The 24413-nt window shown below is 39.1% G+C and carries 19 protein-coding genes and 1 tRNA gene; 9 read left to right on the plus strand and 11 right to left on the minus strand.

Going from position 1 to position 24413, the window contains the following annotated elements; all coding sequences use genetic code 11:
- Nucleotides 1-179: 179 nt before the first annotated feature.
- Together carB and carA are read right to left on the minus strand one after the other, a co-directional pair.
- On the minus strand, nt 180-3428 hold the full coding sequence (carB, locus tag PQG52_RS01160; protein WP_271827516.1) for a carbamoyl-phosphate synthase large subunit: 3249 nt from the start codon (nt 3426-3428) through the stop codon (nt 180-182).
- Between the two features lie 9 nt (nt 3429-3437).
- Complete coding sequence (gene carA / locus PQG52_RS01165; protein ID WP_271827517.1) at nt 3438-4811, minus strand: glutamine-hydrolyzing carbamoyl-phosphate synthase small subunit; 1374 nt, start codon at nt 4809-4811, stop codon at nt 3438-3440.
- A 155-nt stretch (nt 4812-4966) separates the two neighbouring features.
- On the opposite strand from carA, the gene PQG52_RS01170 reads away from it, so the two are divergent.
- The 8 genes from PQG52_RS01170 to PQG52_RS01205 all read left to right on the plus strand — a co-directional run bounded on the left by PQG52_RS01170 (nt 4967) and on the right by PQG52_RS01205 (nt 13123).
- On the plus strand, nt 4967-5422 hold the full coding sequence (locus tag PQG52_RS01170) for a GatB/YqeY domain-containing protein (protein ID WP_271800992.1): 456 nt from the start codon (nt 4967-4969) through the stop codon (nt 5420-5422).
- Nucleotides 5423-5438: 16 nt separating this feature from the next.
- Nucleotides 5439-7259 carry a DNA primase gene (gene dnaG, locus PQG52_RS01175; protein WP_271827518.1) on the plus strand — a complete coding sequence of 607 codons (1821 nt, stop codon included), beginning with the start codon at nt 5439-5441 and terminating at the stop codon, nt 7257-7259.
- Between the two features lie 264 nt (nt 7260-7523).
- A complete protein-coding gene (gene rpoD / locus PQG52_RS01180) occupies nt 7524-9515 on the plus strand; it encodes an RNA polymerase sigma factor RpoD (RefSeq protein ID WP_271827519.1) in 1992 nt (663 codons plus the stop codon).
- A 68-nt stretch (nt 9516-9583) separates the two neighbouring features.
- Nucleotides 9584-10165: a GNAT family N-acetyltransferase gene (locus PQG52_RS01185; protein ID WP_271827520.1), complete on the plus strand. Its 582-nt coding sequence runs from the start codon at nt 9584-9586 to the stop codon at nt 10163-10165.
- Nucleotides 10166-10319: 154 nt separating this feature from the next.
- Nucleotides 10320-10802 carry a 30S ribosomal protein S6 gene (gene rpsF, locus PQG52_RS01190; RefSeq protein ID WP_271827521.1) on the plus strand — a complete coding sequence of 161 codons (483 nt, stop codon included), beginning with the start codon at nt 10320-10322 and terminating at the stop codon, nt 10800-10802.
- A 3-nt stretch (nt 10803-10805) separates the two neighbouring features.
- Nucleotides 10806-11081, plus strand: a complete 276-nt coding sequence (gene rpsR / locus PQG52_RS01195; protein WP_271789288.1) for a 30S ribosomal protein S18 — start codon at nt 10806-10808, stop codon at nt 11079-11081.
- A 13-nt stretch (nt 11082-11094) separates the two neighbouring features.
- Nucleotides 11095-11694 (plus strand): 50S ribosomal protein L9, encoded by a 600-nt coding sequence (gene rplI / locus PQG52_RS01200; RefSeq protein ID WP_271827522.1) that lies wholly within the window; start codon nt 11095-11097, stop codon nt 11692-11694.
- A 205-nt stretch (nt 11695-11899) separates the two neighbouring features.
- Nucleotides 11900-13123: an SAM-dependent methyltransferase gene (locus tag PQG52_RS01205; protein WP_271827523.1), complete on the plus strand. Its 1224-nt coding sequence runs from the start codon at nt 11900-11902 to the stop codon at nt 13121-13123.
- Here the strand turns inward: PQG52_RS01205 and rsmA are convergent.
- From rsmA to cysQ, 9 genes are all read right to left on the minus strand, one after another.
- Nucleotides 13110-13949 carry a 16S rRNA (adenine(1518)-N(6)/adenine(1519)-N(6))-dimethyltransferase RsmA gene (rsmA, locus tag PQG52_RS01210; protein ID WP_271827524.1) on the minus strand — a complete coding sequence of 280 codons (840 nt, stop codon included), beginning with the start codon at nt 13947-13949 and terminating at the stop codon, nt 13110-13112. The genes PQG52_RS01205 and rsmA overlap by 14 nt on opposite strands.
- The gene (locus PQG52_RS01215; RefSeq protein WP_271827525.1) at nt 13900-15285 is read right to left on the minus strand and encodes a peptidylprolyl isomerase; all 1386 of its coding nucleotides are present in this window, start codon (nt 15283-15285) and stop codon (nt 13900-13902) included. The genes rsmA and PQG52_RS01215 overlap by 50 nt, the downstream gene beginning before the upstream one ends.
- Nucleotides 15286-15347: 62 nt before the next feature.
- Nucleotides 15348-17723: an LPS-assembly protein LptD gene (locus PQG52_RS01220; RefSeq protein WP_271827526.1), complete on the minus strand. Its 2376-nt coding sequence runs from the start codon at nt 17721-17723 to the stop codon at nt 15348-15350.
- Nucleotides 17723-18841: an LPS export ABC transporter permease LptG gene (lptG, locus tag PQG52_RS01225; protein WP_271827527.1), complete on the minus strand. Its 1119-nt coding sequence runs from the start codon at nt 18839-18841 to the stop codon at nt 17723-17725. The genes PQG52_RS01220 and lptG overlap by 1 nt, the downstream gene beginning before the upstream one ends.
- 3 nt (nt 18842-18844) lie before the next feature.
- Complete coding sequence (lptF, locus tag PQG52_RS01230; RefSeq protein WP_271827528.1) at nt 18845-19999, minus strand: LPS export ABC transporter permease LptF; 1155 nt, start codon at nt 19997-19999, stop codon at nt 18845-18847.
- A gap of 212 nt (nt 20000-20211) precedes the next feature.
- Nucleotides 20212-21630: an FAD-binding oxidoreductase gene (locus PQG52_RS01235; protein WP_271827530.1), complete on the minus strand. Its 1419-nt coding sequence runs from the start codon at nt 21628-21630 to the stop codon at nt 20212-20214.
- 12 nt (nt 21631-21642) lie between these two features.
- Nucleotides 21643-22179: a hypothetical protein gene (locus PQG52_RS01240; protein ID WP_271827532.1), complete on the minus strand. Its 537-nt coding sequence runs from the start codon at nt 22177-22179 to the stop codon at nt 21643-21645.
- A gap of 6 nt (nt 22180-22185) precedes the next feature.
- A complete protein-coding gene (locus PQG52_RS01245) occupies nt 22186-23160 on the minus strand; it encodes an L-threonylcarbamoyladenylate synthase (RefSeq protein ID WP_271827533.1) in 975 nt (324 codons plus the stop codon).
- A 10-nt stretch (nt 23161-23170) separates the two neighbouring features.
- Complete coding sequence (cysQ, locus tag PQG52_RS01250; RefSeq protein ID WP_271827534.1) at nt 23171-23968, minus strand: 3'(2'),5'-bisphosphate nucleotidase CysQ; 798 nt, start codon at nt 23966-23968, stop codon at nt 23171-23173.
- Between the two features lie 343 nt (nt 23969-24311).
- On the opposite strand from cysQ, the gene PQG52_RS01255 reads away from it, so the two are divergent.
- A tRNA-Leu gene (locus PQG52_RS01255) sits at nt 24312-24386 on the plus strand.
- The last annotated feature ends 27 nt before the right edge of the window (nt 24387-24413 follow it).

The raw sequence follows: 24413 nt of genomic DNA on the forward strand, positions 1-24413 counted from the left end.
TCAAAAACATATAATAGAATTAGCTATTAGATTGTGTAATTATATTCAAATTACAATAGTTTGGTTAGTGAAATATTTTAGCTAAGCGCATTTTTGAGATAAATTGATAGCAATCTCTTATGAAATTTAAAAGAACAACAACTTTCACGAAAGGGATAGTTGTTGTTCTTATATTTATCTTAATGTTTAAAATAAGATTGTAAAGGCGCTACGTCCAATTGTCCAGCCCGTAATGCAGAAATCGCATGAACGGCAGCAATTGCCCCAGCCATTGTTGTATAATATGGTATGGCATGGGTTAACGCAGAATGACGAATATCGAAACTGTCCGCGGTGGCTTGTGCCCCTTGAACAGTGTTGATAATCAGTTGAACCTCGCCTGAAAGGATGGCGTCAATGCAGTGGGGACGACCTTCAAGCACTTTATTCACGATCTTTGCTTCGATGCCAGCTTGCTTTAAGGTTTCCGCGGTTCCTCGAGTTGCAAGAATTGTAAAGCCCATTTCTGTTAGCTTACGTCCTATTGAGGGTAAAGATACACGATCGTTATGACGAACAGATAGGAATACATTGCCAGATAAAGGCAAGGTAACTCCTGCGCCAAGCTGAGATTTTGCAAAAGCGCGTTCGAAAGATGTATCAATACCCATAACTTCACCCGTTGAACGCATTTCTGGACCTAGGATGATGTCAACATTGGGGAAACGTGCAAATGGGAAAACAGCTTCTTTAACAGCCACATGACCCGAAGATGAACGTTCAGTCAAATTGAATGATTTCAATTTCTCACCCGCCATTACTCGAGCCCCAATTTTAGCAACTGGAACACCCGTCGCTTTCGCCACAAAAGGAACGGTTCTGGATGCACGAGGATTAACTTCTAAGATAAAAATTTCATTATTCTTAATAGCATACTGAACATTCATCAGCCCAACAATGCCTAATGCTTTAGCGAGGGTTGATGTTTGTGCTTTTAGCTCAGTTACGACGGAAGGCGCCAAAGTATATGGCGGGATCGAGCAAGCGCTGTCGCCAGAATGGATGCCTGCTTGTTCAATATGTTCCATAACACCAGCAACATATACATCTTCGCCATCAGCCAGACAATCGACATCCGTTTCAATAGCATCACTCAGGTACTGATCGATTAATAGTGGACCAGAGCTGACATCGATACCTGCTGATTGCAGAACATCACGTAAATAACGATGTAAGCTATTTTTATCATAAACAATTTCCATCGCACGTCCACCAAGAACATAAGAGGGACGCACAACGACAGGATAGCCAATTTCTTCAGCGATTGCTTCTGCTTCGTCACCATTGCGCGCAATGCCGTTTAACGGTTGACGTAATCCTAATTTTTTCAGTAAAACTTGGAAACGTTCACGATCTTCAGCTAAATCAATCGCATCTGCAGGCGTGCCAAGTAATGGAATATTGGCTTCTTCAAGAGCTTTTGAAAGTTTTAATGGGGTTTGACCACCGTACTGAACAATACAGCCTTTGACAGTGCCATTTTCTTGTTCACGACGGATTAAAGAGATCACATCTTCATTGGTTAAAGGTTCAAAATATAACCGATCGGAAGTGTCATAATCTGTTGAAACGGTTTCAGGATTACAATTGACCATGATGGTTTCATAGCCAGCTTCTCTGAGTGCATAAGAGGCATGAACACAGCAATAATCGAATTCAATCCCTTGCCCAATACGGTTGGGGCCACCACCCAAGATAATGATTTTTTCACGATCTGTTGGGTTGCTTTCACAAACAGGTGTATTGAAGCTGCCTTCATAGGTGGAATACATATAAGAAGTCGAAGAAGCGAACTCGCCAGCACAAGTATCAATCCGTTTATATACTGGCATGACTTTAAGATTAGCACGGTGTTGTGCAATATCTGCTTCTGTTTTATTCGTAAATTGTGCTAGCTGTTTATCAGAGAGCCCAAGCGCTTTGATCGCTCTGAGTTGATAGGTATCATTGGGTAATCCATTGGCTTGGATTTCTTTTTCAACGTGGATAATTTTTTCAAGCTCACGTAAGAACCAAGGATCTAAACGACATGCTTCGTGAATGCTTTCCAAAGAGATACCTGCACGAATAGCTTGTGCTGCCATTAAAATACGATTAGGGCGGGGCTGAGAAAGCGCGCCGCGGAACGAATCAATATCTCCATCACCAGGAATCTCAACAGGATCAAGTCCAGAAAGCCCAATTTCCATTGAACGTAGCCCTTTTTGTAAGGCTTCTGGGAAAGATCGACCAATCGCCATGGCTTCACCAACAGATTTCATGCTGGTGCTGAGCAACGCTGGTGTTCCAGGGAATTTTTCGAATGTAAAACGAGGGATCTTAACAACGACATAATCGATTGTAGGTTCAAAAGAGGCTGGGGTTGTTTTGGTAATATCGTTTTTAAGTTCGTCCAGCGTATAACCAATCGCCAACTTGGCAGCAATCTTAGCAATTGGGAACCCTGTTGCTTTGGAAGCAAGTGCTGATGAGCGTGACACGCGAGGATTCATTTCGATCACAACCATACGGCCATCAACGGGATTTAACCCGAACTGAACGTTTGATCCACCAGTATCCACACCAATCGCACGCAAACATGCAATTGATGCGTCACGCATGCGTTGATATTCTTTGTCTGTTAAGGTCAAAGCAGGCGCAACGGTGATTGAATCGCCTGTATGAATCCCCATTGGATCAATATTTTCGATGGAACAAATAATAATACAATTATCCGCAGTATCGCGAACAACTTCCATCTCGAATTCTTTCCAACCTAAGATACTTTCTTCGATCAGAACTTCTGTTGTTGGGGATGCATCCAGACCAGAGGTTACAATTTGTTCGAACTCGTCTTTATTATAGGCAATACCGCCGCCAGAACCGCCAAGTGTAAAAGAGGGACGAATAACAGCGGGAAGACCTGTAAATTTTAATGCTTCTCTGGCTTCTTCAATGGTATGTGCAATGGTGCTGCGAGGACTTTCAATCCCAATTTTTTCCATGGTTTCACGGAATTTTAAACGATCTTCAGCACGATCAATCACGTCTGCTTTGGCACCGATTAGCTCGACATTATGTTTTGCCAAGAACCCAGATTTATCCAACGCCATTGCTGTATTCAAAGCAGTTTGCCCACCCATGGTTGGCAGGATCGCATCTGGTTTTTCTTTGAGAATAATTTTTTCAACGGTTTCTGGCGTAATAGGCTCGATATAAGTCGCATCGGCCATATCAGGATCAGTCATGATCGTGGCGGGGTTAGAATTCACCAAAATCACGCGATAGCCTTCTTCTCTCAACGCTTTACAAGCCTGAGCACCAGAATAATCGAATTCACATGCCTGACCGATCACAATCGGTCCAGCACCAATAATCATAATAGAGGATATGTCTGTCCGTTTAGGCATAGGAACACCTTATTGTTTTTTGTTAGGAGAGTGTTGGTCCATTAATTCCGCAAAGCGTTGGAATAAATAATGGCTATCGGTTGGGCCAGGGCTGGCTTCTGGATGATATTGCACAGAAAATGCAGGATATTTATCCGAAGCAATGCCTTCATTTGATCCATCAAATAAATTAATATGAGTTGGATGCGCATCAGATGGCAGGCTTTCTGGATCAACGGCAAAGCCGTGATTTTGGCTGGTAATCTCAACGCGACCTGTTTTTAAATCTTTGACAGGTTGATTAGCACCACGATGCCCTTGATCCAGTTTATAGGTTTTGCCACCCAAAGCGTGAGCCAAAAGCTGATGTCCCAGACAAATCCCAAAAATAGGAATGCGTTTTTCAAGCAATGTTTTTAAGACAGGCACAGTATAATGTGTAGTTGCTGCAGGATCAGCAGGGCCGTTGGATAAGAAAACACCATCAGGATTATGGCTCAGGATTTTTTCGGCAGAAGCAGTGGCGGGCACAACGGTAAGGTTACAGCCGACTTCGACAAGATTACGGAAAATATTATGTTTGGCTCCATAATCAATTGCAACCACGTTATATGTTTTGCTTGGTTTTGGTGATGTCTCATCACCCCAATGCCAAACGCCATTTTTCCACTGGTGTGATGTCGCACAAGTGACTTCTTTGGCTAAGTCCATGCCTTGCAATCCAGGCCATGCTTTTACTTGTTCTTGCAAGAATGGAATATCAAAGATGCCATCTTCTGGGAAATATAATAATGCATTTTGTGGCCCTTGGTCACGAATACGTAAGGTTAAAGTACGCGTATCAATGCCACAAATCCCAGAAACGTGATGTTGTTTTAACCATTCTTGTAAAGGACTGGTTGACCGCCAATTGGCTGGTTCTGTAATGGGTTGTTTAACAATTAACCCTTTGGCAACGATTTTATTGGCTTCGTTATCATCAATATTTGTGCCAACATTTCCAATGTGAGGAAAGGTGAAGGTAATGAGTTGTCCAGCAAAAGACGGATCTGTCAATGTTTCTTGATATCCAGTCATGCTGGTGGAAAAGCAAATTTCACCAATAGAAAGATTATCTTTGGAGGAAAATGCCCCAAATCCGATCCCCCATAAAAAAGTACCGTCCTCTAGTAAGAGAACGGCATTGGCACCTGTTGGACAGGTATGAGGGGTAGAATCGGAAAGTTCATTTGGTTGTAAATCAGACAATGTTAAACCCGTTTCTTGAATAATTGTTGTCCAATGTTTGGATGGAATGGCACGGGCTTGTTTCCATTTGCGGATAGCCTCTGTGCTGACTTTTGTAATGCGGGCGGCGTTTTCAATCCCCCCAAGGCGAGAAATAATTGTATCAATATCCATCATGTCCTTATGTCCTTTGCTGGACGAATGTCGTATACTATATATAAAGCATTGGGAAAAAAATTCCCAGAGTATTTGTAAAATTTTTCTTTTGGGAAATTTATTCCTGAATTAAGTCATGCTATACAGTATTTTAGTTTATTATATGGAGAGTTATTGTGGATTTACGCGAGCGTTTCAAAGAAGAGCTTAAAGTGGCGATGAAAGCCAAAGAAGCTGAAAAAGTTTCAACCTTAAGAATGATTGGTGCAAAATTAAAAGATTTGGATATTAATGCACGTCCAAAAGGAATTGAAGCGGTTGGAGAAGATGAAATCATTGCGATGCTAAAAGGCATGATTAAATCTCGTCGCGAATCTGTGGAAATGTATAAGCAAGCCGACCGTCCTGAATTGGCAGAAAAAGAGGAAAGCGAAATTCAAGTCATTGAAACATTTTTGCCTGCGCAGTTAGATGATGCTGCCATTGCAAAAGTTGTGGATGAAGCCATTGAAAAAACAGGAGCTTCTTCTGTAAAAGAAATGGGAAAAGTCATGGCTTATTTAAAAGAACATTATGGCGCTGTGTTAGATTTCTCTAAAGTCGGTCCATTAATTAAAGCTAAATTTTCTTAATATATTAAGGTGATGTGTGGCGTTTGATCAGCGTTTTCTTGAGGAATTACGGCAACGTATTCCTTTACATAGTATAATTTCAAGAAAAGTAAAAGTTGCCCGATCAGGTCGCCATTGGAAGGCGTGTTGTCCTTTTCATGGGGAAAAAACGCCTTCATTCTATATCTATGATGATCATTTTCATTGTTATGGATGTGGCGTTCATGGGGATGTTATTTCCTTTGTGATGCAAAATGAAGGTCGAACCTTTAATGAAGCGGTCACAGAGCTTGCTGCTTTGGCAGGAATAGAAGTTCCAGAACAAACTCCTCAACAAAAGCAACGTCAGGAGCAACAGCATAATTTATACGAGCTGATGGCAGCAGCGCATGAATATTACTTATCTGAATTCCAAACCAATAAAGCCAAAATTGCGCGAGATTATTTATTGGATCGTGGAATAACGCCACAGACGATACGCCACTTTGGTCTTTGTTGGTCGGGTGATGGTCGAGGAGGGCTGATCCAACATCTAAAATCCAAAGAATATAGTTTGGAGATGATCGGAGAAGCAGGTCTATTAAGAAAACAGGCGGACGGGCAATGGGGGGGAGAGCTATTTTTTAATCGCGTGATGTATCCCATATGTGACCGGCGTGGTCGTGTGATTGCTTTTGGTGGACGTATTATTGGTGAGGGACAGCCAAAATACCTAAATAGCCCAGAAACGCCGTTATTTTCGAAACGTCGAATTTTATTTGGATTAAATCATTTATCATCTGTTTTTTCACGCAAAGACATAGATCCACTATTTAATACTATCTTGGTTGTTGAAGGTTATATGGATGTGATTGCTTTGTATCAAGCAGGGTTCCATGGCGCAGTTGCCCCTTTGGGAACAGCATTAACTCAAGACCAATTGGCTCTATTATGGCGGGCAAGTTCACAACCTGTTTTGTCCTTTGATGGTGACGGCGCAGGGCGCAAGGCAATGTTGCATGCTGCTGAAGAAGCATTGTCGATTTTGACCCCAGAGCAGACTTTGAATTTTATTACCCTTCCGGAGGGTGAGGATCCGGATAGTTTCATTCAACATAAAGGGGTGAACGCCTTTCTTGAAATTATACGTCATAAACTAAGCCTTAGTGAAATATTGTATAATTTGTCTGTTGATGCCATGACGAATCGTTCACCAGAACAAAGAGCTGCGTTAAGAAAGCGATTAACGTCTATTGCTGAACAGATCAAAGATAAAAACCTTGCTAAGGAATATCGGAAAGTATTATTGGATCGGTTTTATGAGCAATTCTATTCTAAAAATAAACAATCAAATTATCAATCTCCTTACGGAAAAAAACAAAAAGATAAATTTAATGAACAGTTAATGCGTCCTGTATTGCAAAAAGATCAGGTTGAATATCAACGAATGTGTATTTTGATTGCTTTGTTAATATATTGTCCAAGGATTATTTCGAGTGTTGAAGACGCACTTTGCCGTTTGGATTTGCCAGAGGAATTATCGAAGTTAAGGGAAATTTTATTAGATTTCCCCCTTGATTGCGATAATATAAATTCATATTTACAAGAGAGAAATATGATTGAGGTAACTAAAAAAATCCTCAGCCATTCCAATCTAACCTTGATAAATCATAATAATTACGATAAAATCAATGATTTTGGATTGTTTGAAAAGCAATGGTGGCATTATTATGGGTGGTTAAATATTCATGAATTGGAAAATCAAGTTACACAAGCGCAACAGGACTGGATTAATTGTCCAGATGAGGAACACCAACGAACATTAATTGCTAGACTTAATGCTTTGGATGCTGTTAAACGTGGTGAGATTGATGTTTAAAAACGTGTTTAAGATAATGTGTAAGAATAATTTTGATATAACTCTTGATTTATTTTAATGAAACACCATTTGTAATAACAAATTATTTTTGGCTATGAAGTTGTTCCGCTAACCCTGCGTAAATTCAAGAAAGTGATAAGGGTCTATAAGAGAGCCAATTTTAAGAGAGTCTGCATAGGTTTGTGTTATTTATTGATTGGTGATTTGTTAATATTTAGAAATAGTGCTATTTGGTAGTAAACTATTTATTCTTTGAGGCGGAAAATGGTTGTAAAAGCAGCAGGTAAAAGTGAAGGAAATGCAAATGATCGGGATAATGACACCAGTTTGTTAGATGTCAGATCTGCAGATGTTAAAAAATTAATTAGCAAAGGGAAGGAAAGGGGATATGTAACTCTTGATGAGCTGAATGCAATCCTTCCACAAGATAAAATGTCTTCTGAACAAATCGAAGATGTGATGGCTGCTTTTTCAGAGATGAGTATTCAGATTATTGAGTCTGAAGAAAGCGAAGAAGAAGCTAGTGAAGATGATAATGAAAATAATGCTTCCGAAGATGAGGTTGGGGAGAATGATGACGAAGAAGTCGTCGTTGCAGCAACCGAATCAACTGCTGGAAGAACGGATGATCCCGTACGTATGTATTTGCGTGAAATGGGTGCAGTTGAGCTCTTGTCACGTGAAGGCGAAATCGCCATTGCCAAACGTATCGAAGCGGGTCGCAATCAAATGATTGGAGGGCTTTGTGAAAGCCCCTTGACATTCAAAGCTATTATTGGCTGGCATGAGCAATTAAAAGCCGGTGATATTCTACTTAGGGATATTGTAGATTTAGAGGCGACACAAACAGAATACGATCAAGCAGGTTTGCCAGATATGAGCAGTGCTCTAAGTGCATCTGACGATGATGACGAAGACACTGATGAAAATGATGATAGTGATGAAGACACAGATGAGAACGGAGAAGATTCTAATGAAGAAAATAACCTTTCTCTATCAGCATTAGAAGAAAAATATAAAGATGAAGTTTTAAGCCATTTTGCTGAAATCGAAACAATATACACCAAACTTTATCAACTTCAAGCTCAACGTTTAGATTTTATTCAAGCTGGGGAAAAATTAACCCCGGCCTTTGAAACGGAATATGAAGATCTAAGAAATAAATTGATTATTGAAGTTCAACAAGTTCATTTACAAAGCAGCAAAATTGATTTTCTGGTTGAACAGTTGAAAGAAGTTTCAAAAAAATTAGCGACTTTAGAAGGCGGTTTGTTGAGAATGGCCGAGAAATGCAAAATTTCTCGTGACGATTTCTTATCCAAATATCATGGTTATGAATTAAATCCAGATTGGATAGATGCAGTCCGTGCATTGCCAGGAAAATATTGGAAGTTATTTATTGAGCGATATGAAGAAGATATTAATAAATGTCGTGATGAAATAGCCGAACTTTCTCAAAGAGTAGGATTGCCAATTGGCGAATTCCGTCGCGTTTTTGCGACTGTTTCTTATGGTGAACGTGATTCGTCCAGAGCTAAAAAAGAGATGATCGAAGCCAATTTGCGGTTGGTTATTTCGATTGCTAAGAAATATACAAACTGTGGATTACAATTCTTGGATTTAATCCAAGAGGGTAATATTGGCTTGATGAAAGCGGTTGATAAATTTGAATATCGTCGTGGTTATAAATTCTCGACTTATGCGACTTGGTGGATTCGTCAAGCAATTACGCGCTCTATTGCGGATCAAGCCAGAACCATTCGTATTCCTGTACATATGATTGAAACCATCAATAAATTGGTTCGTACTTCTCGTCAAATGTTGCATGAGATCGGTAGAGAACCAACCCCAGAAGAACTTGCTGAAAAATTGGGAATGCCCTTAGAAAAGGTCAGAAAAGTTCTGAAAATTGCTAAAGAGCCTATTTCTTTGGAAATTCCAGTGGGTGACGAAGAAGACAGCCATTTGGGTGATTTCATTGAAGACAAAAGCGCGGTTATTCCTTTAGATGCTGCTATTCAGACCAATCTTCGTGAGGCAACGACACGTGTTTTAGCCTCTTTGACACCTAGAGAAGAACGCGTTTTGAGAATGCGTTTTGGTATCGGGATGAATACAGATCATACGTTGGAAGAAGTTGGTCAACAATTTAACGTAACACGTGAACGTATTCGTCAGATTGAAGCTAAAGCATTACGGAAACTTAAGCACCCAAGTCGTAGTCGTAAGCTGCGTTCATTCTTAGATGATAATTAATTTAATTTTAAATTCTAATTCATAAGGGAAGAGGGCTTGTCGCCTTCTTCCTTTTTTTGTTAATTGAAATGTCAGCACTAAATAATATTCATCCCTCTACACCTGTAACGGTTTCTATCACTTTCTTGCGAATGGATTATTTTCCAACTTACGAACTGTTGGATTTGCCTGCTGGATATTCTTTGGAAAAACTGTCTTTTGTTCCTGTACCACTATATCGTTATCTGTATGGGAATGTTGGCAAAAGCTGCTGTTGGTGGATGCGCAGGGTACTTTCAGATCAATATTTAGAGCAATTATTTTCTGATCCGTTGATTGAAGTTTATATTTTAAAAGATTCAGAAAATATAATTTCTGGTTTTTTTGAACTAGATTGTACACTTTTTACCAGTATCAATGTTGCGTATTTTGGTTTGATGCCTCATTTAGTCGGTCAAGGGATAGGAACTGCTTTTTTTCATCAAGCAATTCGACAAGCGTGGGAAAAGAAACCAAGTTGCCTACGCATCAATACGTGTAACCTTGATAATCCAAGAGCATTGGAAATTTATAAAAAAGCTGGTTTTGAGCCATTCAAAGTAGAAACCGAGCTTTGGAATATTCCAGATGTTTTAAATTTACCTATTCCTAAAAAATATCGAAAAAAATAAGATAATCCCTTGCTTTTTATGAGAGTTTATGGTTTTAAAAGAGTTCTTCCCTGCCAAGGTTTTACGGCTATGCCTTGGCTATACCCAAAAGATGGAAGAATAATCAGGTTCTATACTGATTTTATTGGGTTGAAGTCAGCCGAAGGGAGATAATATGCCATTATACGAGTGCGTGTTTATTGCACGTAATGATGTCACTCAACAACAAGTTGAAGATATCGCTAATGGAGTTGCTTCTTTGATCGAAAGTGAAGAAGGCTCTGTACAAAAACGTGAATATTGGGGATTACGTAACTTAGCATACCGTGTTAAGAAAAATCGTAAAGGCCATTATATGCTATTAGGTGTTGATGCAAAATCAACAACTATCAAAGAAATTGAACGTCAATTGAACTTGAACGAAGATGTTCTTCGTTTCATGACATTGCGTATTGATGCGATTGATGAAGCACCATCTGCGATTCTTTCTCGTAAAGGGGATGATAGCAGAGATCGTTCAGATCGTTCTTCAAATAATCGTTCTTCTAAATCATCTGGGCGTTATGAAAGCGGTCGCAAAGCCGTTGAAGAAGATGATCTAAGCTCTGATAACAGCAGTTTTGCTGTTGATCATGCTGATGATGAAGAGGAGGTCTAATTCATGTCAGAAACAGCTCAAGTAAATCCAGCTGCACGTCGTATTGCTGTGGGGGCACGTCGTCCTTTCCATCGCAGACGTAAAACATGTCCTTTTTCATCTGCAAATGCACCAAAGATCGATTATAAGGATATTCGTTTATTGTCTCGTTTCCTTTCAGAAAGAGGCAAGATCGTTCCAAGTCGTATCACTGCAGTTTCTGCAAAGAAACAACGTGAATTGGCACAGGCAATCAAACGTGCTCGCTTTTTAGCATTATTGCCTTACGTTCAAGACTGAGGGAGAAGAGATTATGGCTGCAACTGAAGTTATTCTACTTCAAAGAGTAGAAAAACTGGGTCAAATGGGTGATGTCGTTAAGGTAAAACCTGGTTTTGCTCGTAACTACTTGCTTCCTCAAGGTAAAGCAATCCGTGCGACGGCTGCTAATCGTGACCGTTTCGAAAGAGAACGTAGTCAATTAGAAGCACATAATGTCAAACGTCGTGAAGAGGCTGAACGTCTCTTGGAACGTTTACATGGCTTGTCAGTGGTTATTATTCGTCAAGCTGGCGAAAGTGGAAACCTTTATGGTTCTGTAACTGCACGTGATATTTCTGAAGCTGCTGCAAAAGATGGTGTATCCTTCTCTCGTCAGCAAGTTGAAATCGCACATCCAATTAAATCATTAGGTTTGTACGAAGTTAAAGTTCAACTTCATCCAGAAGTTCATTTGGATGCAAAAGTTAATGTTGCTCGTTCTGTTGAAGAAGCTGAACGTCAAGAAAAAGGCGATGTTACACAAGTTGAAGCTGCACATACACATGTGGATGCTGATACTGTTGAACAAGCCAATTCAGAAATGTTAGAAAATGCACCTGTTGTAGATGAAGCTGCTGATAAAGCAGAATAATATAACATTATTTTTTGATATGGTTATAAAAAGCGAGGGGATTAACCCTCGCTTTTTTTATGGTTTTATCTTTGATTAAATTAAATTTTTATTAAATCATCATAACTTATTTGAATTTTCAGTTAAAAAATAAGATACTTATTTCAAGAGTAATCGTTGTATATTTTATAAATTAAGAAAAGCTTTATATATTTAGGAGCTAGATATGTCTGGGTTATTAGACGCAGTTTTAAAAAAACTCATTAAGAATGGTCGTTTAGAAGTTATATTTCCAGATAAAAGAAGAAGAATATATGGGGATATGAATGCCAAAGATATTGCCGCGATGGAGATTTTAACAGCGGATACCTATGCTCACTTATTAGTTAATCCTAGCCTTGCTTTTGGTGAAGGCTATATGAATGAAACTATCAAACCAATTAATTGCTCAATTTATGATGTTTTGAATGTGATCTTACAAAATGATCTTGCAGCTGGTCATTTTGGAGAAAAAATTGTTTCTGTTTTAAGGTTTGGAAAGCGTTTTTGGTCTCAGTTCAATGGTTTAAAAGCTTCACGTAAAAATGTTGCACATCATTATGATCTAAGCGGTGCTTTGTATAGTTTGTTTTTAGATGAAGATCGTCAATATTCATGTGCTTACTTTCCAACAGGTAATGAAACTTTGGAAGAAGCTCAGTTGGCTAAGAAACGTCATATTGCGTCTAAATTAAACTTAGATCGTCCTGGGCTTAATATTTTAGATATTGGATGTGGTTGGGGTGGAATGGCGTTGTTCCTTGCAAAAGAGTTTGATGCCAACGTAACTGGAATTACTTTGTCACAAGAGCAACTGCAAGTTGCTAAGAAACGTGCTAAAGAAGAGGGGTTAGAGGATAAGGTTCGTTTCGAGTTAAGAGATTATCGATTGGTAAATGAACAATATGACCGTATTGTTTCAGTAGGCATGTTTGAACATGTGGGTGTGAATTTTTACGATCAATTTTTTCGAGATGTCAAAAAAATTCTCAAACCTGATGGTGTTATGCTGCTACACTCGATTGGACGCTCCGACGGTCCAGGCTCTACAAATGCTTGGATTAATAAATATATTTTCCCAGGAGGGTATTCTCCATCATTAAGTGAAGCTTTTGCAGCCGTTGAAAAAAGTGGTCTGTGGGTTACTGATTGTGAGATACTTAGATTGCATTATGCCAAGACTTTAAAATTATGGCGTGCACGAGTAGAAACACAAAAACAAGCGATTATCAAAATGTATGATGAACGTTTTTATCGAATGTTTGACTTTTATTTGTCTTCTTGTGAATTATCATTTTATTATCATAACCACATGAATTTCCAACTACAGATTAGCCCGACAATCGACAGCTTACCAATAACAAGAGATTATATGTTTCAAACGGAACAGAAGCTATTTATCGAGCATTAATACTATGGTGCAAGCGAGCAAGTTGGTCGAATTCTGAAATCGTCAATGTTTCTGCTCTTCTTGTACCGTCAATATTTGCGGAAGTAAGTAATCGTTCCCCGCCAATATTTTTTAATGCACCTTTTAACATTTTGCGTCTTTGTCCAAAAGCAGCGGCAGTCACCTGTTCCATCGCTTTAAAAAGGGCTGGTGTAGGCTGCTCTGATTTGGGAATGATATTGATAACAGCAGAATAAACCTTAGGTGGTGGGGCAAACGCACCAGGTGGAATACGCTTTACAATCACACATTCAGCAACCCATTGTGCAATAACAGATAAACGCCCATAATATTCAGTATTAGGAGCAGCACATATACGCTCAGCGACTTCCTGTTGGAACATTAACGTCATGCGTTTCCATTCCAATCCTTGCTTTAGCCATCCCAATAATAATGAGGTGCCTATGTTATAGGGCAAGTTGGCGATGATTTGACGAGGTGTGTCACAAAGCGTTGTTAGGTCAATTTTTAACGCATCATGCTGCACGACTTGAAAGCGATCTGGGTAAAACCCTTGTAACTCATGCAGTAACTGTAAAGCACGCTGATCGACTTCAACGCCAATGATTTTGTTGGCAACACTATCCAACAAAGCTCTGGTTAGTCCACCAGGGCCAGGACCAACTTCAATCACATTTTTATTGGTTAAATCTCCAGCCAAAGCAATAATTTGCTGATTTATCATGGGGTCTAACAGAAAATGTTGCCCCAATGATTTTTTGGCAAGAAGATTATATCTAGTGATGCTTTCTTTTAGGCTGGGTAGCTGGTTTTGTTGTAGAGTCATTGGTATTTGTATGCATTTCAATAATGGCTTGGCGATGTAAGTCGCGATCTAATTGTTGAGATACTTGCTCAACACGTTGGCTTAACAGTTGGTTAGCGATTTCACTGGTCGAAATATCAGCGATATTCTTCTTTTCTTTTGTACAAACCATAATTAAGGCAATACCATCAATTGAAACCAATGGTTTACTGACTTGACCAGGTTGTAATCCTTGTAAAACATTACCCATTTCTGGATTCATACGCTCTAACTGCATTGGGCCAGGATCAGAAGGACGCGTGTTTCCCGCCTTTTGGTTTGCTTCTTCAACTTGTTGGCAAGTATGTAAAGAATTTTTTAATTGGTTGACCTGATTTAATACACTGATTTGCTGTGGGGTAGGGTTTTTCGGGTTTAGTTTAGAAGAGAATGGGAGGAACACTTGCCGAATAGTCATTAACGTTCCCATTTCATTACCGATCGTACGTTTGCCACTGAGCATTGCAATAATATATCCACCAGCAACTTGAATAGGGTTAGAAATTGCCCCAATAGGCATTTTGCTGACTAGAGAAGCAACTTCTGGATCTAAATTATCCTTCTGCACCCAGCCTAGAGCTCCACCTTGTAAGGCACTTTGTGCTTGAGAGAATTGAGCAGCAACGATTGGAAAAGGGGCACCATTTCGAAGTTGTTGAATGATGGTTTTGGTAAATTGTAACTCTTGTTCTGGATGACGTGCGTTTTCAACAGGAATGAAGATTTCATTCAGAAGATATTCTGGTTGTCCAACCTCTTGTTTTAAGGCTTTTTGTCTTTGTTCAACTTCTTGGGCTGTAATGCGACTTTGGCTTCCAAGTTCTTGTTGAAGGACTCTACTCCATCCTAGTTGTAGCCGGATTTGGTCAATCAAGGTGCTCATAGATACACCATCGGACGAAAGTTGGTTTCTTAGAGCATTAGGGGGCATACCATTGCGTTTTTCAATGTCAGCAATGGCTTCGGCGATTTGCTCAGGGGGAACATTCACATTTCTTCTGAGCATCTCTTGAGTATGAAGGCGTTCAGTAATTAATTGCTTAATTAATTGTGGACGCATCCGCTGTAATACATCAGGAGTTAATCGGACACCTGCGGTTAATTGGAATAATTGTTCTCTGTTATTTACATCTCTTTGGGTTAACAGATTACCATTAATGATCGCAATAATCTTGCTTTCTGCATTATCTTGAGCGTCAGGAATGGAGTAATCTTTACCCATAGCTTTCGAATTAACACTGGAAGAGGAGGAGGGAATATGATTTTTATGCTCTGTTGTTGCAAAGGAAGTCGCGGAGCTTAAAAAAGTACCAACCATAGTTAGGAAAATACTCAATTTATATGGAGAGAGTAAGGATGAAAATCTATGTGTTTTGTACATTATCCATTAATTCCAAAAGTGCCAAGTGTTTTAAAGGTTAGCATAAATAACACTGTATCGCTATTTCGTTCACCATTAATCATTGTATATTGTTTAAGATAAATTACATCTAGACCGAAGCAATCATTGCGATAGCCTGCATTACCACCGATTGCGACATTTTGTTTTCTTGATAAGCTGCGTCGTCCAAAGGCAGACGCGTGCCAATGTTCCCAATCTGTGGAGGCACCTAACGTTAATTCACTTGTTTTTTCATCGTAAAGCTTAGATGGACCTGCAGATGTAAAGGGGTTTCCAAAATAGTAATAATAAGGGGTAACGGGTTCGTAAATATATCCCCCGTTGATTCCGAAATGTTTGAAGCCTGCGTTAAATATTCCTTCACCATATGTAATATCCCCGCTATATGGGTCAACACGAGTTCGCGCTGTTGTCGCAAAATATTGTGTGGGTGCAAATCTTACACGCGCGACCACATCTGACATATGACGATTGACCCCGGCATTTCTGGGTAAATTTTTGGTTACGTGTTCTTGGTAACTTTGACCGACTAAGAAATCAACTTGCTTACCATTCCATGCCCAATTTCCGTGAATACCGACATTGGCTCTGGCACCACCATCTAAACGATCTGTACCTTGGAAACGATTAAGTGCAAAAAGGGTTGTATCAGAAAATTCGTAAGCAAAGCTATCTTCATTTGGCATTGCCCAATTTCGCCCACCTTTGGAATGAGGGGCAGCAATGAGTTGAACAATAGGCTCGATAACCTGTGTGCCAGTTGTATCGCCTAGTTTAAATTGTCTGAGGAAAGGCCAATTCATTTTAACCGCTAATGTTGGTAATGCTTGTCCTGTAAAATGGCTACCGTATTTATTTAAATAAAGTGGTTGTTGGTACAGATGTGATGCATTATATATGTTCGAATCTACATGTAAAGTTACCAACCATTTTTGTCCAATATTAGTATCAAATGGTCTATCCCAATTTAAAGAAGCTTGTCCTCTTTGATCGTTTGCACCATTAGAACGATAGACTATAAAGTTTGTTGTATCGAAAGAGAAACGACCACCTAACGCATCAGGTTGACCGTAATAACTATATGTATAACGTGGTAGAACGAAAGGTAAATCTGAACTATTAACGGTATTTCGATTAATGCCTTGGTAACCTTGCATAGTAACCTTAGAATAAGCTCCTTCTCCAAAACCCTCTAAATAAAGGTTGGAGTTTAGAGTATCTTGACCATATCCATTAATACGATAATCACGCATATAATCAGCAGAAGTTGCAATATTGATATTTGCGCCATAACGCCAATTTTTATTTAATGCCCACTCTGTTTTTAAGAATAAGTATCCTTGAGCTCCATGACCATCGCTTTTAACCCTGTCTCCCCAAGCATTTGTCCAATCATGTTTACGGATTGTATCATCTGCAACGCCGCCTTCAACACGTAGCATACCTTGGTTAAATCGGGCTCTATAAATCGCACTTAACTGGGGGCCAGTTTTAGTAGCAAATAAAGGGTTTAATGTTAAATCGGACCATTTATTCATCGCCCAGAAATATGGAATGGTCGTATAGGCACCAATATATTTACTATTAAAATTAATGCTTGGGATTAAGAAACCACTTTGGCGTTTTACGGAAGGGTCAACAATAGAGAAGAAAGGCATATAGAAAACGGGCACACCAAAGAAATCAATGAACGTATCAGAGAAATCAATGCGCTGATTTTCCGTATCTCGAATAGCTTGATAAGAGCGTAATTGCCAAAAAGGTGCTTTTTTCGGATTTTTTTCACAAATAGGACAGGCTGTATAAACAGATCGGCTAAAATCATGCACTTTACCACCTGTGCGTCGGGCACCATTAGCAGCAAGTTTACCATTGTCGGCAAGTAATGCATAAACTTGATCCATTACGCCTTCACGCATATTATCGCCAAGTTGCACATGTTGGGTAAATAAAATTTCGCCATCAGGTTCAACCATAGACACATTACCACTGGCGGTAGCGATGTTCATGGTGCGATTATATGTCACTTTGTCAGCGCGTAACATATGGTCATTTTGCCATATATGCACATCTCCAGCCCATGTGACCTCTCCAGTCTTTGAATTATAAGAAACATTATCGGCTTGGAAAGTAATTGGTTCTTTTTCTGAAAAAGGCGTACCGCTTGATTTGCCGATATTGGATTGGGCGATTTGTATTTGCTGCTGTGCAAATACACTCTGGTCTACAAGTAAACCAATGGTTCCTATTGATCCGCTGAAAATACTAATCAGTAATAAGGTTTTATGCTTATTTTTACGAGCAATTTTTCTGGTCAATTTTTTAAAGAGTGAAGGTGAAGAATAATTACGCATCAGCCGTCTTCCAAATGAATAAGAAGAGATATAGCCAAACAAAGTCCAGCAGCCGTCGGGGCCCATGCAGCAATAAGGGCTGGCAAAGCACCAGACTCACCAAATTGTTCAGCGACTTTTGAAATGGTAAATAAGGCAAAACCAGCAGCCACTCCTGAGCCAATCATTTTCGCAACGCCACCTCTGCGTGTGGAACGAGTGGCAAATCCCGCAGCAACCAAAGCCATTGTACTAGCTAATAAAGGTTGTGCCAATAATGACTGAAAACGCAAGCGATGACTGATAGATGAAAAGCCAGATTCGTTTAACAAATGTATGAACCCTGGTAATGACCAAAAGGACAACGTGTCAGGGGATGAAAAGCTTTCTTCTATGTTTGATAGTGACAGATTTGTTGACAATTTAATCGTTCCTAAATTGACAGGCAATTTGTCTGGTTTAATAGATCGTGCATCATTCAAGACCCAATAATGTTGATGTTCCAAATATCCCGAAGCCGATTCAATACGAACCAGTAAATGGTCATTATCGTCAAGTCTGAAAATGCTGATTCCTTTCATATGTAGGATGTTATCTTGCACTTTCACTTCCTGAGCATGTAAAATTGCAACACCTTTATGATCTAGCCCTTGATCAGATTGACGAACCCATAAAGAACCGCTTGAAAGACTTGTTAATTTTCCGCCACTTGTGTTTAAATAAGTTTGATCGAGGATTTCAGCTTTACGAAATAAGTTAGATGAGATAGGGGAAATAATCATAATTGAAAATAATCCCAGACCAAAAGCGCATAGCACAGGTGCAGTTAAGAATTGCCAAGCAGAAATTCCTGCTGCACGGGTTACAATTAACTCGGAAGAACGCGTTAATCTCCAAAAACAAATAATCCCACCCAAAAGAATGCCAAAGGGTAAAATTTGCATACAAAAATTGGGAATATGATAAAGCGCAATAGAGGTTGCTACATTTGTTGAAACATGAGGTTTGGTCGCAACTCGACGCAATAAATCAATAAAGTCAAATAAAGAAACCAGTGCTGTTAAAGCAAGGATCATCGATATTGAAGCAAAAGAAAATTGTTTCGCAATATAAATTGAAATCGTGCGTGCTGAAAACATATTTTACCTTCCTCTTTGTAAAGAAGATAGGGGGATAGGTTTGTTAGTCTTAGATTTTAATTCGGGTATAAAAAGAATAAAAGACGCAACAATGCCTGGTGTGATTGCTACGACCCATATGAATGGGATGAAAATCACGTTTCTTGTTGCTATATTTTGAATAATTAAAATCAATGACATTAACCCAACAATAGTAAAAATAGCACTGAGTGGGCGAAGAATATTACCATATCGTGCAAAACTTCCTCTTAATACGCTGACCAATGCAACCATAGTGAATGAAAATATGGTTAATGGCGAGGTTAATCGTCGATGCGCTTCGACCGCTAGTTTGCCATAATCACGATCAAATACCTCTTGTGCATTAGGATGAAGTAGTTCGTACAAAGACATTTCCGTTGCATCTTTAAGACGTGCAGCTTGTTCTTTGTTTGAGGAAAGATCAATTGTATTGCGTTCAAAATTCAGCACATTCAAACGACCTGTTCTTTTATCAATAACCTCACGAGAACCATTTAATAAAACGACCTGGGGCTTATCATTGATAATAACGATATTCCCACTTTCAGCGAGGATAGTGGCTTTATTATCTGGTTGCCTGGCATCCTCTACTAAAATACCTTTTAAGACACCATTATGATCTTTGGAGCGTATATAGACGGTTAAATTATTTGAAATATTCGTAAAGACACCTTCTTGTAACATAAAGGCAGCCATTTTATTTCGGATTTTAAATTCATTTTGTCTAAAAGAATGATAGGCGGCAGGCACAATCCATAGATTAAGTAAATAACACGCAATTGTTGCAATGAGCGCGCAAATCATTCCGGGCTTAGCCAAAGCAAATGATGACATTCCTGCTGCCCTCATGACAACGATTTCTCTGTCACCTGCTAAACGATGATAAATAAATTGTACGACAACAAAAGTTGTAATAGGTAAAATAACCGCAACAAAAGAAGGAATTAACAATCCAGTTAGTTGAAGGAATACCCCCAGAGACAGACCTCTATCGACAACAAGAGACACAAACCGTAAAGATTGTGTAAGCCAGATAAGCGCTGCTAAGCCTCCTGTTGTTGCCACCAAAGCAATCAATAATTGATGTAAGAGATAGCGGTCAAACATGGGGAGACGCAATGAAGCCAATAAACGCATTTGAAATTACCCCACCTTGTTCCCTAGATGTTTCTTCTTTACTATTAATACGGTTCAAAAGACAATAAGAATTATAAATTAAGTAACTAAATTGAGAATTTTTGCCATTAATACTTACACCAATAGCAAAAATTTTTCATTTAAAGAAACGGATTTAATATAGTTTGTTATAAATGTATAGCTCAACTTAAGCTATTATTATGATCGTTTTGCTAGTTTGGAAAGATTTTTCCAGGGTTTAAAATATTTTTTGGATCCAAACTTTGTTTGATTTTTTCCATTAGCTCTAGCTCTACCCCGCCACGCCATGATGGCATCATATAGTTCTTTAATTGCCCAATACCATGTTCAGCAGAAAATGAACCTTCCAAATCGTAAACGACTGCACAAACAGCATCCATCAAATCATGGCTTTTATTCATAAAATCTTTGCTGTCACCATTGGCAGGTTGAACCAAATTAAAATGAATATTCCCATCCCCTAAATGTCCAAATGGAGCAACCTGTATTCCTGGATAGATTGCTTCGCATGCTTGGGTTGCACGTTCAATGAATTCTGGAATAGAGGAAATAGGAACAGAAACATCGTTTTTAATGTTTGCCCCAGAAAGTTTTTGTGATTCAGATTGTTCTTCTCTGAAACGCCACAAATTAAGTCTTTGCGTTTCACTTTCCGCAAGAACGGCATCGAGAATAATTTCTTCTTCGAAGGCTTTTTCTAAGACGGTTTCAAAGAGCTCTCTTAATCCATCCCCTTGTGCAGGAATGGCCAGTTCGACAACAATATATACGGGTGCTTTGGTTTCAAGTGGGAAATTTAACTCTGGAAAATGTTGGCAAACCAGATCCATGCCTTTTTGTGAAATATATTCAAATGCTTGTAATGCAGCAGGGTTATAATTGTTAAACAGATGTAGTAAACGTAGTGCATGTTGCAAATCTGGCACTGCACACAATGCAACTTCTGTAGAATGCGGGAAGGGGTGTAAATGCAGAACAGCAGCTGTGATAATGCCCAGCGTTCCTTCTGATCCTATAAAGATTTGCTTTAACGCATACCCTGTATTGTCTTTTCTCAGGCGACGTAAATTATGTAATATTTGGCCATCAGCCGTTACAACTTCTAGACCCAAAACAAACTCTCTCGCATTACCATATCGTAACGTATTATTACCACCAGCATTGGTTGCAATAACGCCTCCGATTTGTGCAGAGCCTTGGGATGCAATAACGATCGGTAAATATAGCCCTGCATTTTTCGCTGCATTTTGAGCTTCTTCTAAAATAACACCAGCTTCGACAGTCATCGTAGAATCAATGGTATCAATATTGCGAATTTTATTCATGCGGCTTAGGCTAAGGACGATTTGGTTACCTTGTTTTAGTGGCGTTGCACCACCGACAAGGCTTGTATTTCCACCTTGTGGAATAATCGTTACATCATATTGGACGCACAATTTAACGACATCTGAGACTTCTTGCGTATTCTGAGGTCTTAGTACAGCAATACTATTCCCCTGAAAGATTTGTCGCCAATCAGTGTTATAGATTTCGGTATCTTTGGGACTGGTGATAATTCCTTGTGAACCGACAATAGAGGTCAGGTCATGAATAAAGCTGTTAATATCCATAAGAGTAATCCATTAATGAAGGTAAGTTGTATTATCGGGTTGATACGGTTGATACATAGCAGAATTAAAAACTGAAGTCCCAGCAATTCCAAAAAATAAACCACATAATATTGAAATAATAATTGTGACTGTTTTAAAAGGGAATTTATCAGATTTGGCATGAAGTTCAGTTTGTAACTCAGCTCTAGATCGTTGTGTAAGCAATAATTCTGACTTTAGTGTTTCGTTTTGTCTTCTTAAGTCACGAATGACGATATCAAGTTGAGTGATATTGCGAGTTAGGTTTGAAATGTGGGAACGCGCTCTTGTTAACTCCAGAGAGTCTGATTGATTTTTATATTGAGCATTATTAGCGCTGTTTGATGAAGGGGGATTATTGGCAATATTTTTAAAAAGGTTTTTTAATGCTCCACCCGTAATCGTATCTTTTTTTGCCCTTTTTTTAATCGTTTCGAGCGCATTTGCAGATTGCCCTGGTTGGTCTTCTAAAACCAATGCCAGAATATCAGCAAGGACTTTTAACTCTTTGGGGTCTATTTTTTGGTTCATTTTTAATTATATTGTTCTTGGTGCGGCAGCACGGGTTAACCTGTCACAAATCGCTAATCCTAACCCGATTTGTGGAATGGGCATGACTGCAATTCCTTTTAATCCTAATGCTTGTCCTTGTGCATCTAGATCGCGTAAATATGCAAACAAATTTTGTGCGGCCTCTTCTAAATTAGCATTGATACTTAAGTTTTTAGACAAGCCAGTATGTTCTATTGGATGTCCAAAAGCAAGTAAAGCTTCATCAGGTGTCACATGGATGCAATTTAACCGAACTGGTAAAGAAGGCGCATAATGAGAGCTAAGCTGACCAGGGGAAATAATTTTGGTCTCGATAGGGTGGCTGATTTCTATGGTTCCACAAATAGAGGTTAATGCTTCCAAAGAAATACCACCGGGGCGTAATAGAGTTGGGGTATCACGGCTAAGATCGAGAATAGTGCTTTCGACCCCCACCTGGCATGGACCAGAATCAATAATGGCTTCAATTTTATGGTTCAGCTCTTGGAATACATGTTTAGCCGTCGAAGGGCTGATTTTACCAGAGCTGTTCGCAGAGGGGGCAGCAATTGGTTTTTTACTGAATTGAATCAGTTGTCTTGCGACCCTCGTGTTGGGAATACGCACTGCCATTGTTGATAAGTTAGCAGTCGCAATAGGACTTATTTTGATAGGATTATCTGTTCTTTGGTTCAAAACTAACGTCAAAGCGCCTGGCCAGAATTTTGATGCCAGCTCATAAGCAAGTTCTGTTTTTTGAACAAATTGAAAGAGATGTTCTAACTCGGCGAAATGAATGATTAACGGATTAAAGCTGGGGCGACCTTTAGCTCGATAAATTTTCTCTACAGCCTTTGTATTGGTTGCGTCAGCACCCAATCCATAAACAGTTTCTGTGCCAAATGCGACGATGCCCCCATGCTGAATGATAGTGGCTGCTTGTTGGATTTCAGATAGTGAATCAGAAAATAAAGAAGTCATCAGGAATTAATCACTCAAAATTACTTAAATAATTATCAATCAATGTACCAGAACAAAAGAAAGGCGGAATGCGTGATCCTTCTTTGCCATATTGTAAAGGTTGGTTATCAAAACTGCGCAAATACCCACCAGCAGCCTCAAGAATTGCTTGAGGAGCAGCCGTGTCCCATTCCATAATAGAGTTGAGGCGAAAATGCAAATCAGCTTTTCCTTCGGCAATGCGTATAATTTTGGCAGCAGATCCCATTGCTTTGATCGAGCAAGCTGGAAAATTTTCAAGCTTTTCGCTTAGCTGGGGATCATTTGAATGGTTATGAGAGGTAATAATGCGAAAACCGTTTTTAGGAAGTGTGCTGACATGAATAAGATTTTTTTTGCCGTTCTCAATTCGCCAAGCTCCTTGACCAACAATACCGCAAAAGATTTCATTATAAGCTGGCAAAGCAACAACGCCCATAACAGGTTTGTGGTTGCGGATCAGACCGATATTGATGGTAAAGTTCTTACTGCCTCGGATGAAACCCTTGGTACCGTCCAGGGGATCAATTAACCAAAATTCAGAACCAATTTTAGTATGGATGCCTTCGGATGCCTCCTCCTCGGCAATAATGGGGATAGAGGGGACGGCTTTTCGTAAACCTTGTAAGATTAGGGTTTCTGAGGCTTTATCTGCTTGGGTTACGGGGCTGAGGTCAGATTTCGTAGAGACAATTAACCCTTTTTCACGGATTTCATTAATAATGACTGTGGCTTGTGCTGCCAAGTCAATTGCCAATTTCATTAATTGTTGGTCAGAAAAAGGGTGCATTGTAAAATTTGAACCTAAATTAAGAATTTTTGATTGAGCGTGGAGATAAGAAATTTGATCATATCTAAAGTGAACTCAGTTTTTATAATTCAATTATCATTTAGAGAATATATCAAAAATATCACTGTGAGTAGATATTTATAGGATGCGATAAAGTTACATAACTTTTCTGCATAGATATTATTGCCAAATATGAAACCTGTTTATATAAAGAAACTGCATTTGATTAGGTCATTATTATAAATGAATATTAGTAGGTGAAGCTGTTGTCTTCTCTCGTGCATGTGGGTTTCCCATCTATGTATGCGAATATAAGTTTATAGGCGTATAAATGCTCCAAATCGGTTGTATAGTTCATTGGTAGAACGCTAAATTTAAGATTTAGAAGTAGCAGGTTCGATTCTTGTTATAACCACCATAATAAAATGCCCCAAAATTTTAAGGA

This window comes from Commensalibacter communis (assembly GCF_947179105.1).
In the GTDB taxonomy this organism is placed as follows: domain Bacteria; phylum Pseudomonadota; class Alphaproteobacteria; order Acetobacterales; family Acetobacteraceae; genus Commensalibacter; species Commensalibacter communis.

Bases quoted from the DNA above. Each gene is read 5' to 3' on its own strand.
- carB (WP_271827516.1), bottom strand. From the start codon at position 3,428: ATGCCTAAACGGACAGACATATCCTCTATTATGATTATTGGTGCTGGA.
- carA (WP_271827517.1), bottom strand. From the start codon at position 4,811: ATGATGGATATTGATACAATTATTTCTCGCCTTGGGGGGATTGAAAAC.
- rpoD (WP_271827519.1), top strand. From the start codon at position 7,524: ATGGTTGTAAAAGCAGCAGGTAAAAGTGAAGGAAATGCAAATGATCGG.
- PQG52_RS01185 (WP_271827520.1), top strand. From the start codon at position 9,584: ATGTCAGCACTAAATAATATTCATCCCTCTACACCTGTAACGGTTTCT.
- rpsF (WP_271827521.1), top strand. From the start codon at position 10,320: ATGCCATTATACGAGTGCGTGTTTATTGCACGTAATGATGTCACTCAA.
- rpsR (WP_271789288.1), top strand. From the start codon at position 10,806: ATGTCAGAAACAGCTCAAGTAAATCCAGCTGCACGTCGTATTGCTGTG.
- rplI (WP_271827522.1), top strand. From the start codon at position 11,095: ATGGCTGCAACTGAAGTTATTCTACTTCAAAGAGTAGAAAAACTGGGT.
- PQG52_RS01205 (WP_271827523.1), top strand. From the start codon at position 11,900: ATGTCTGGGTTATTAGACGCAGTTTTAAAAAAACTCATTAAGAATGGT.
- rsmA (WP_271827524.1), bottom strand. From the start codon at position 13,949: ATGACTCTACAACAAAACCAGCTACCCAGCCTAAAAGAAAGCATCACT.
- PQG52_RS01215 (WP_271827525.1), bottom strand. From the start codon at position 15,285: ATGGTTGGTACTTTTTTAAGCTCCGCGACTTCCTTTGCAACAACAGAG.
- PQG52_RS01220 (WP_271827526.1), bottom strand. From the start codon at position 17,723: ATGCGTAATTATTCTTCACCTTCACTCTTTAAAAAATTGACCAGAAAA.
- lptG (WP_271827527.1), bottom strand. From the start codon at position 18,841: ATGTTTTCAGCACGCACGATTTCAATTTATATTGCGAAACAATTTTCT.
- lptF (WP_271827528.1), bottom strand. From the start codon at position 19,999: ATGCGTTTATTGGCTTCATTGCGTCTCCCCATGTTTGACCGCTATCTC.
- PQG52_RS01235 (WP_271827530.1), bottom strand. From the start codon at position 21,630: ATGGATATTAACAGCTTTATTCATGACCTGACCTCTATTGTCGGTTCA.
- PQG52_RS01240 (WP_271827532.1), bottom strand. From the start codon at position 22,179: ATGAACCAAAAAATAGACCCCAAAGAGTTAAAAGTCCTTGCTGATATT.
- PQG52_RS01245 (WP_271827533.1), bottom strand. From the start codon at position 23,160: ATGACTTCTTTATTTTCTGATTCACTATCTGAAATCCAACAAGCAGCC.
- cysQ (WP_271827534.1), bottom strand. From the start codon at position 23,968: ATGCACCCTTTTTCTGACCAACAATTAATGAAATTGGCAATTGACTTG.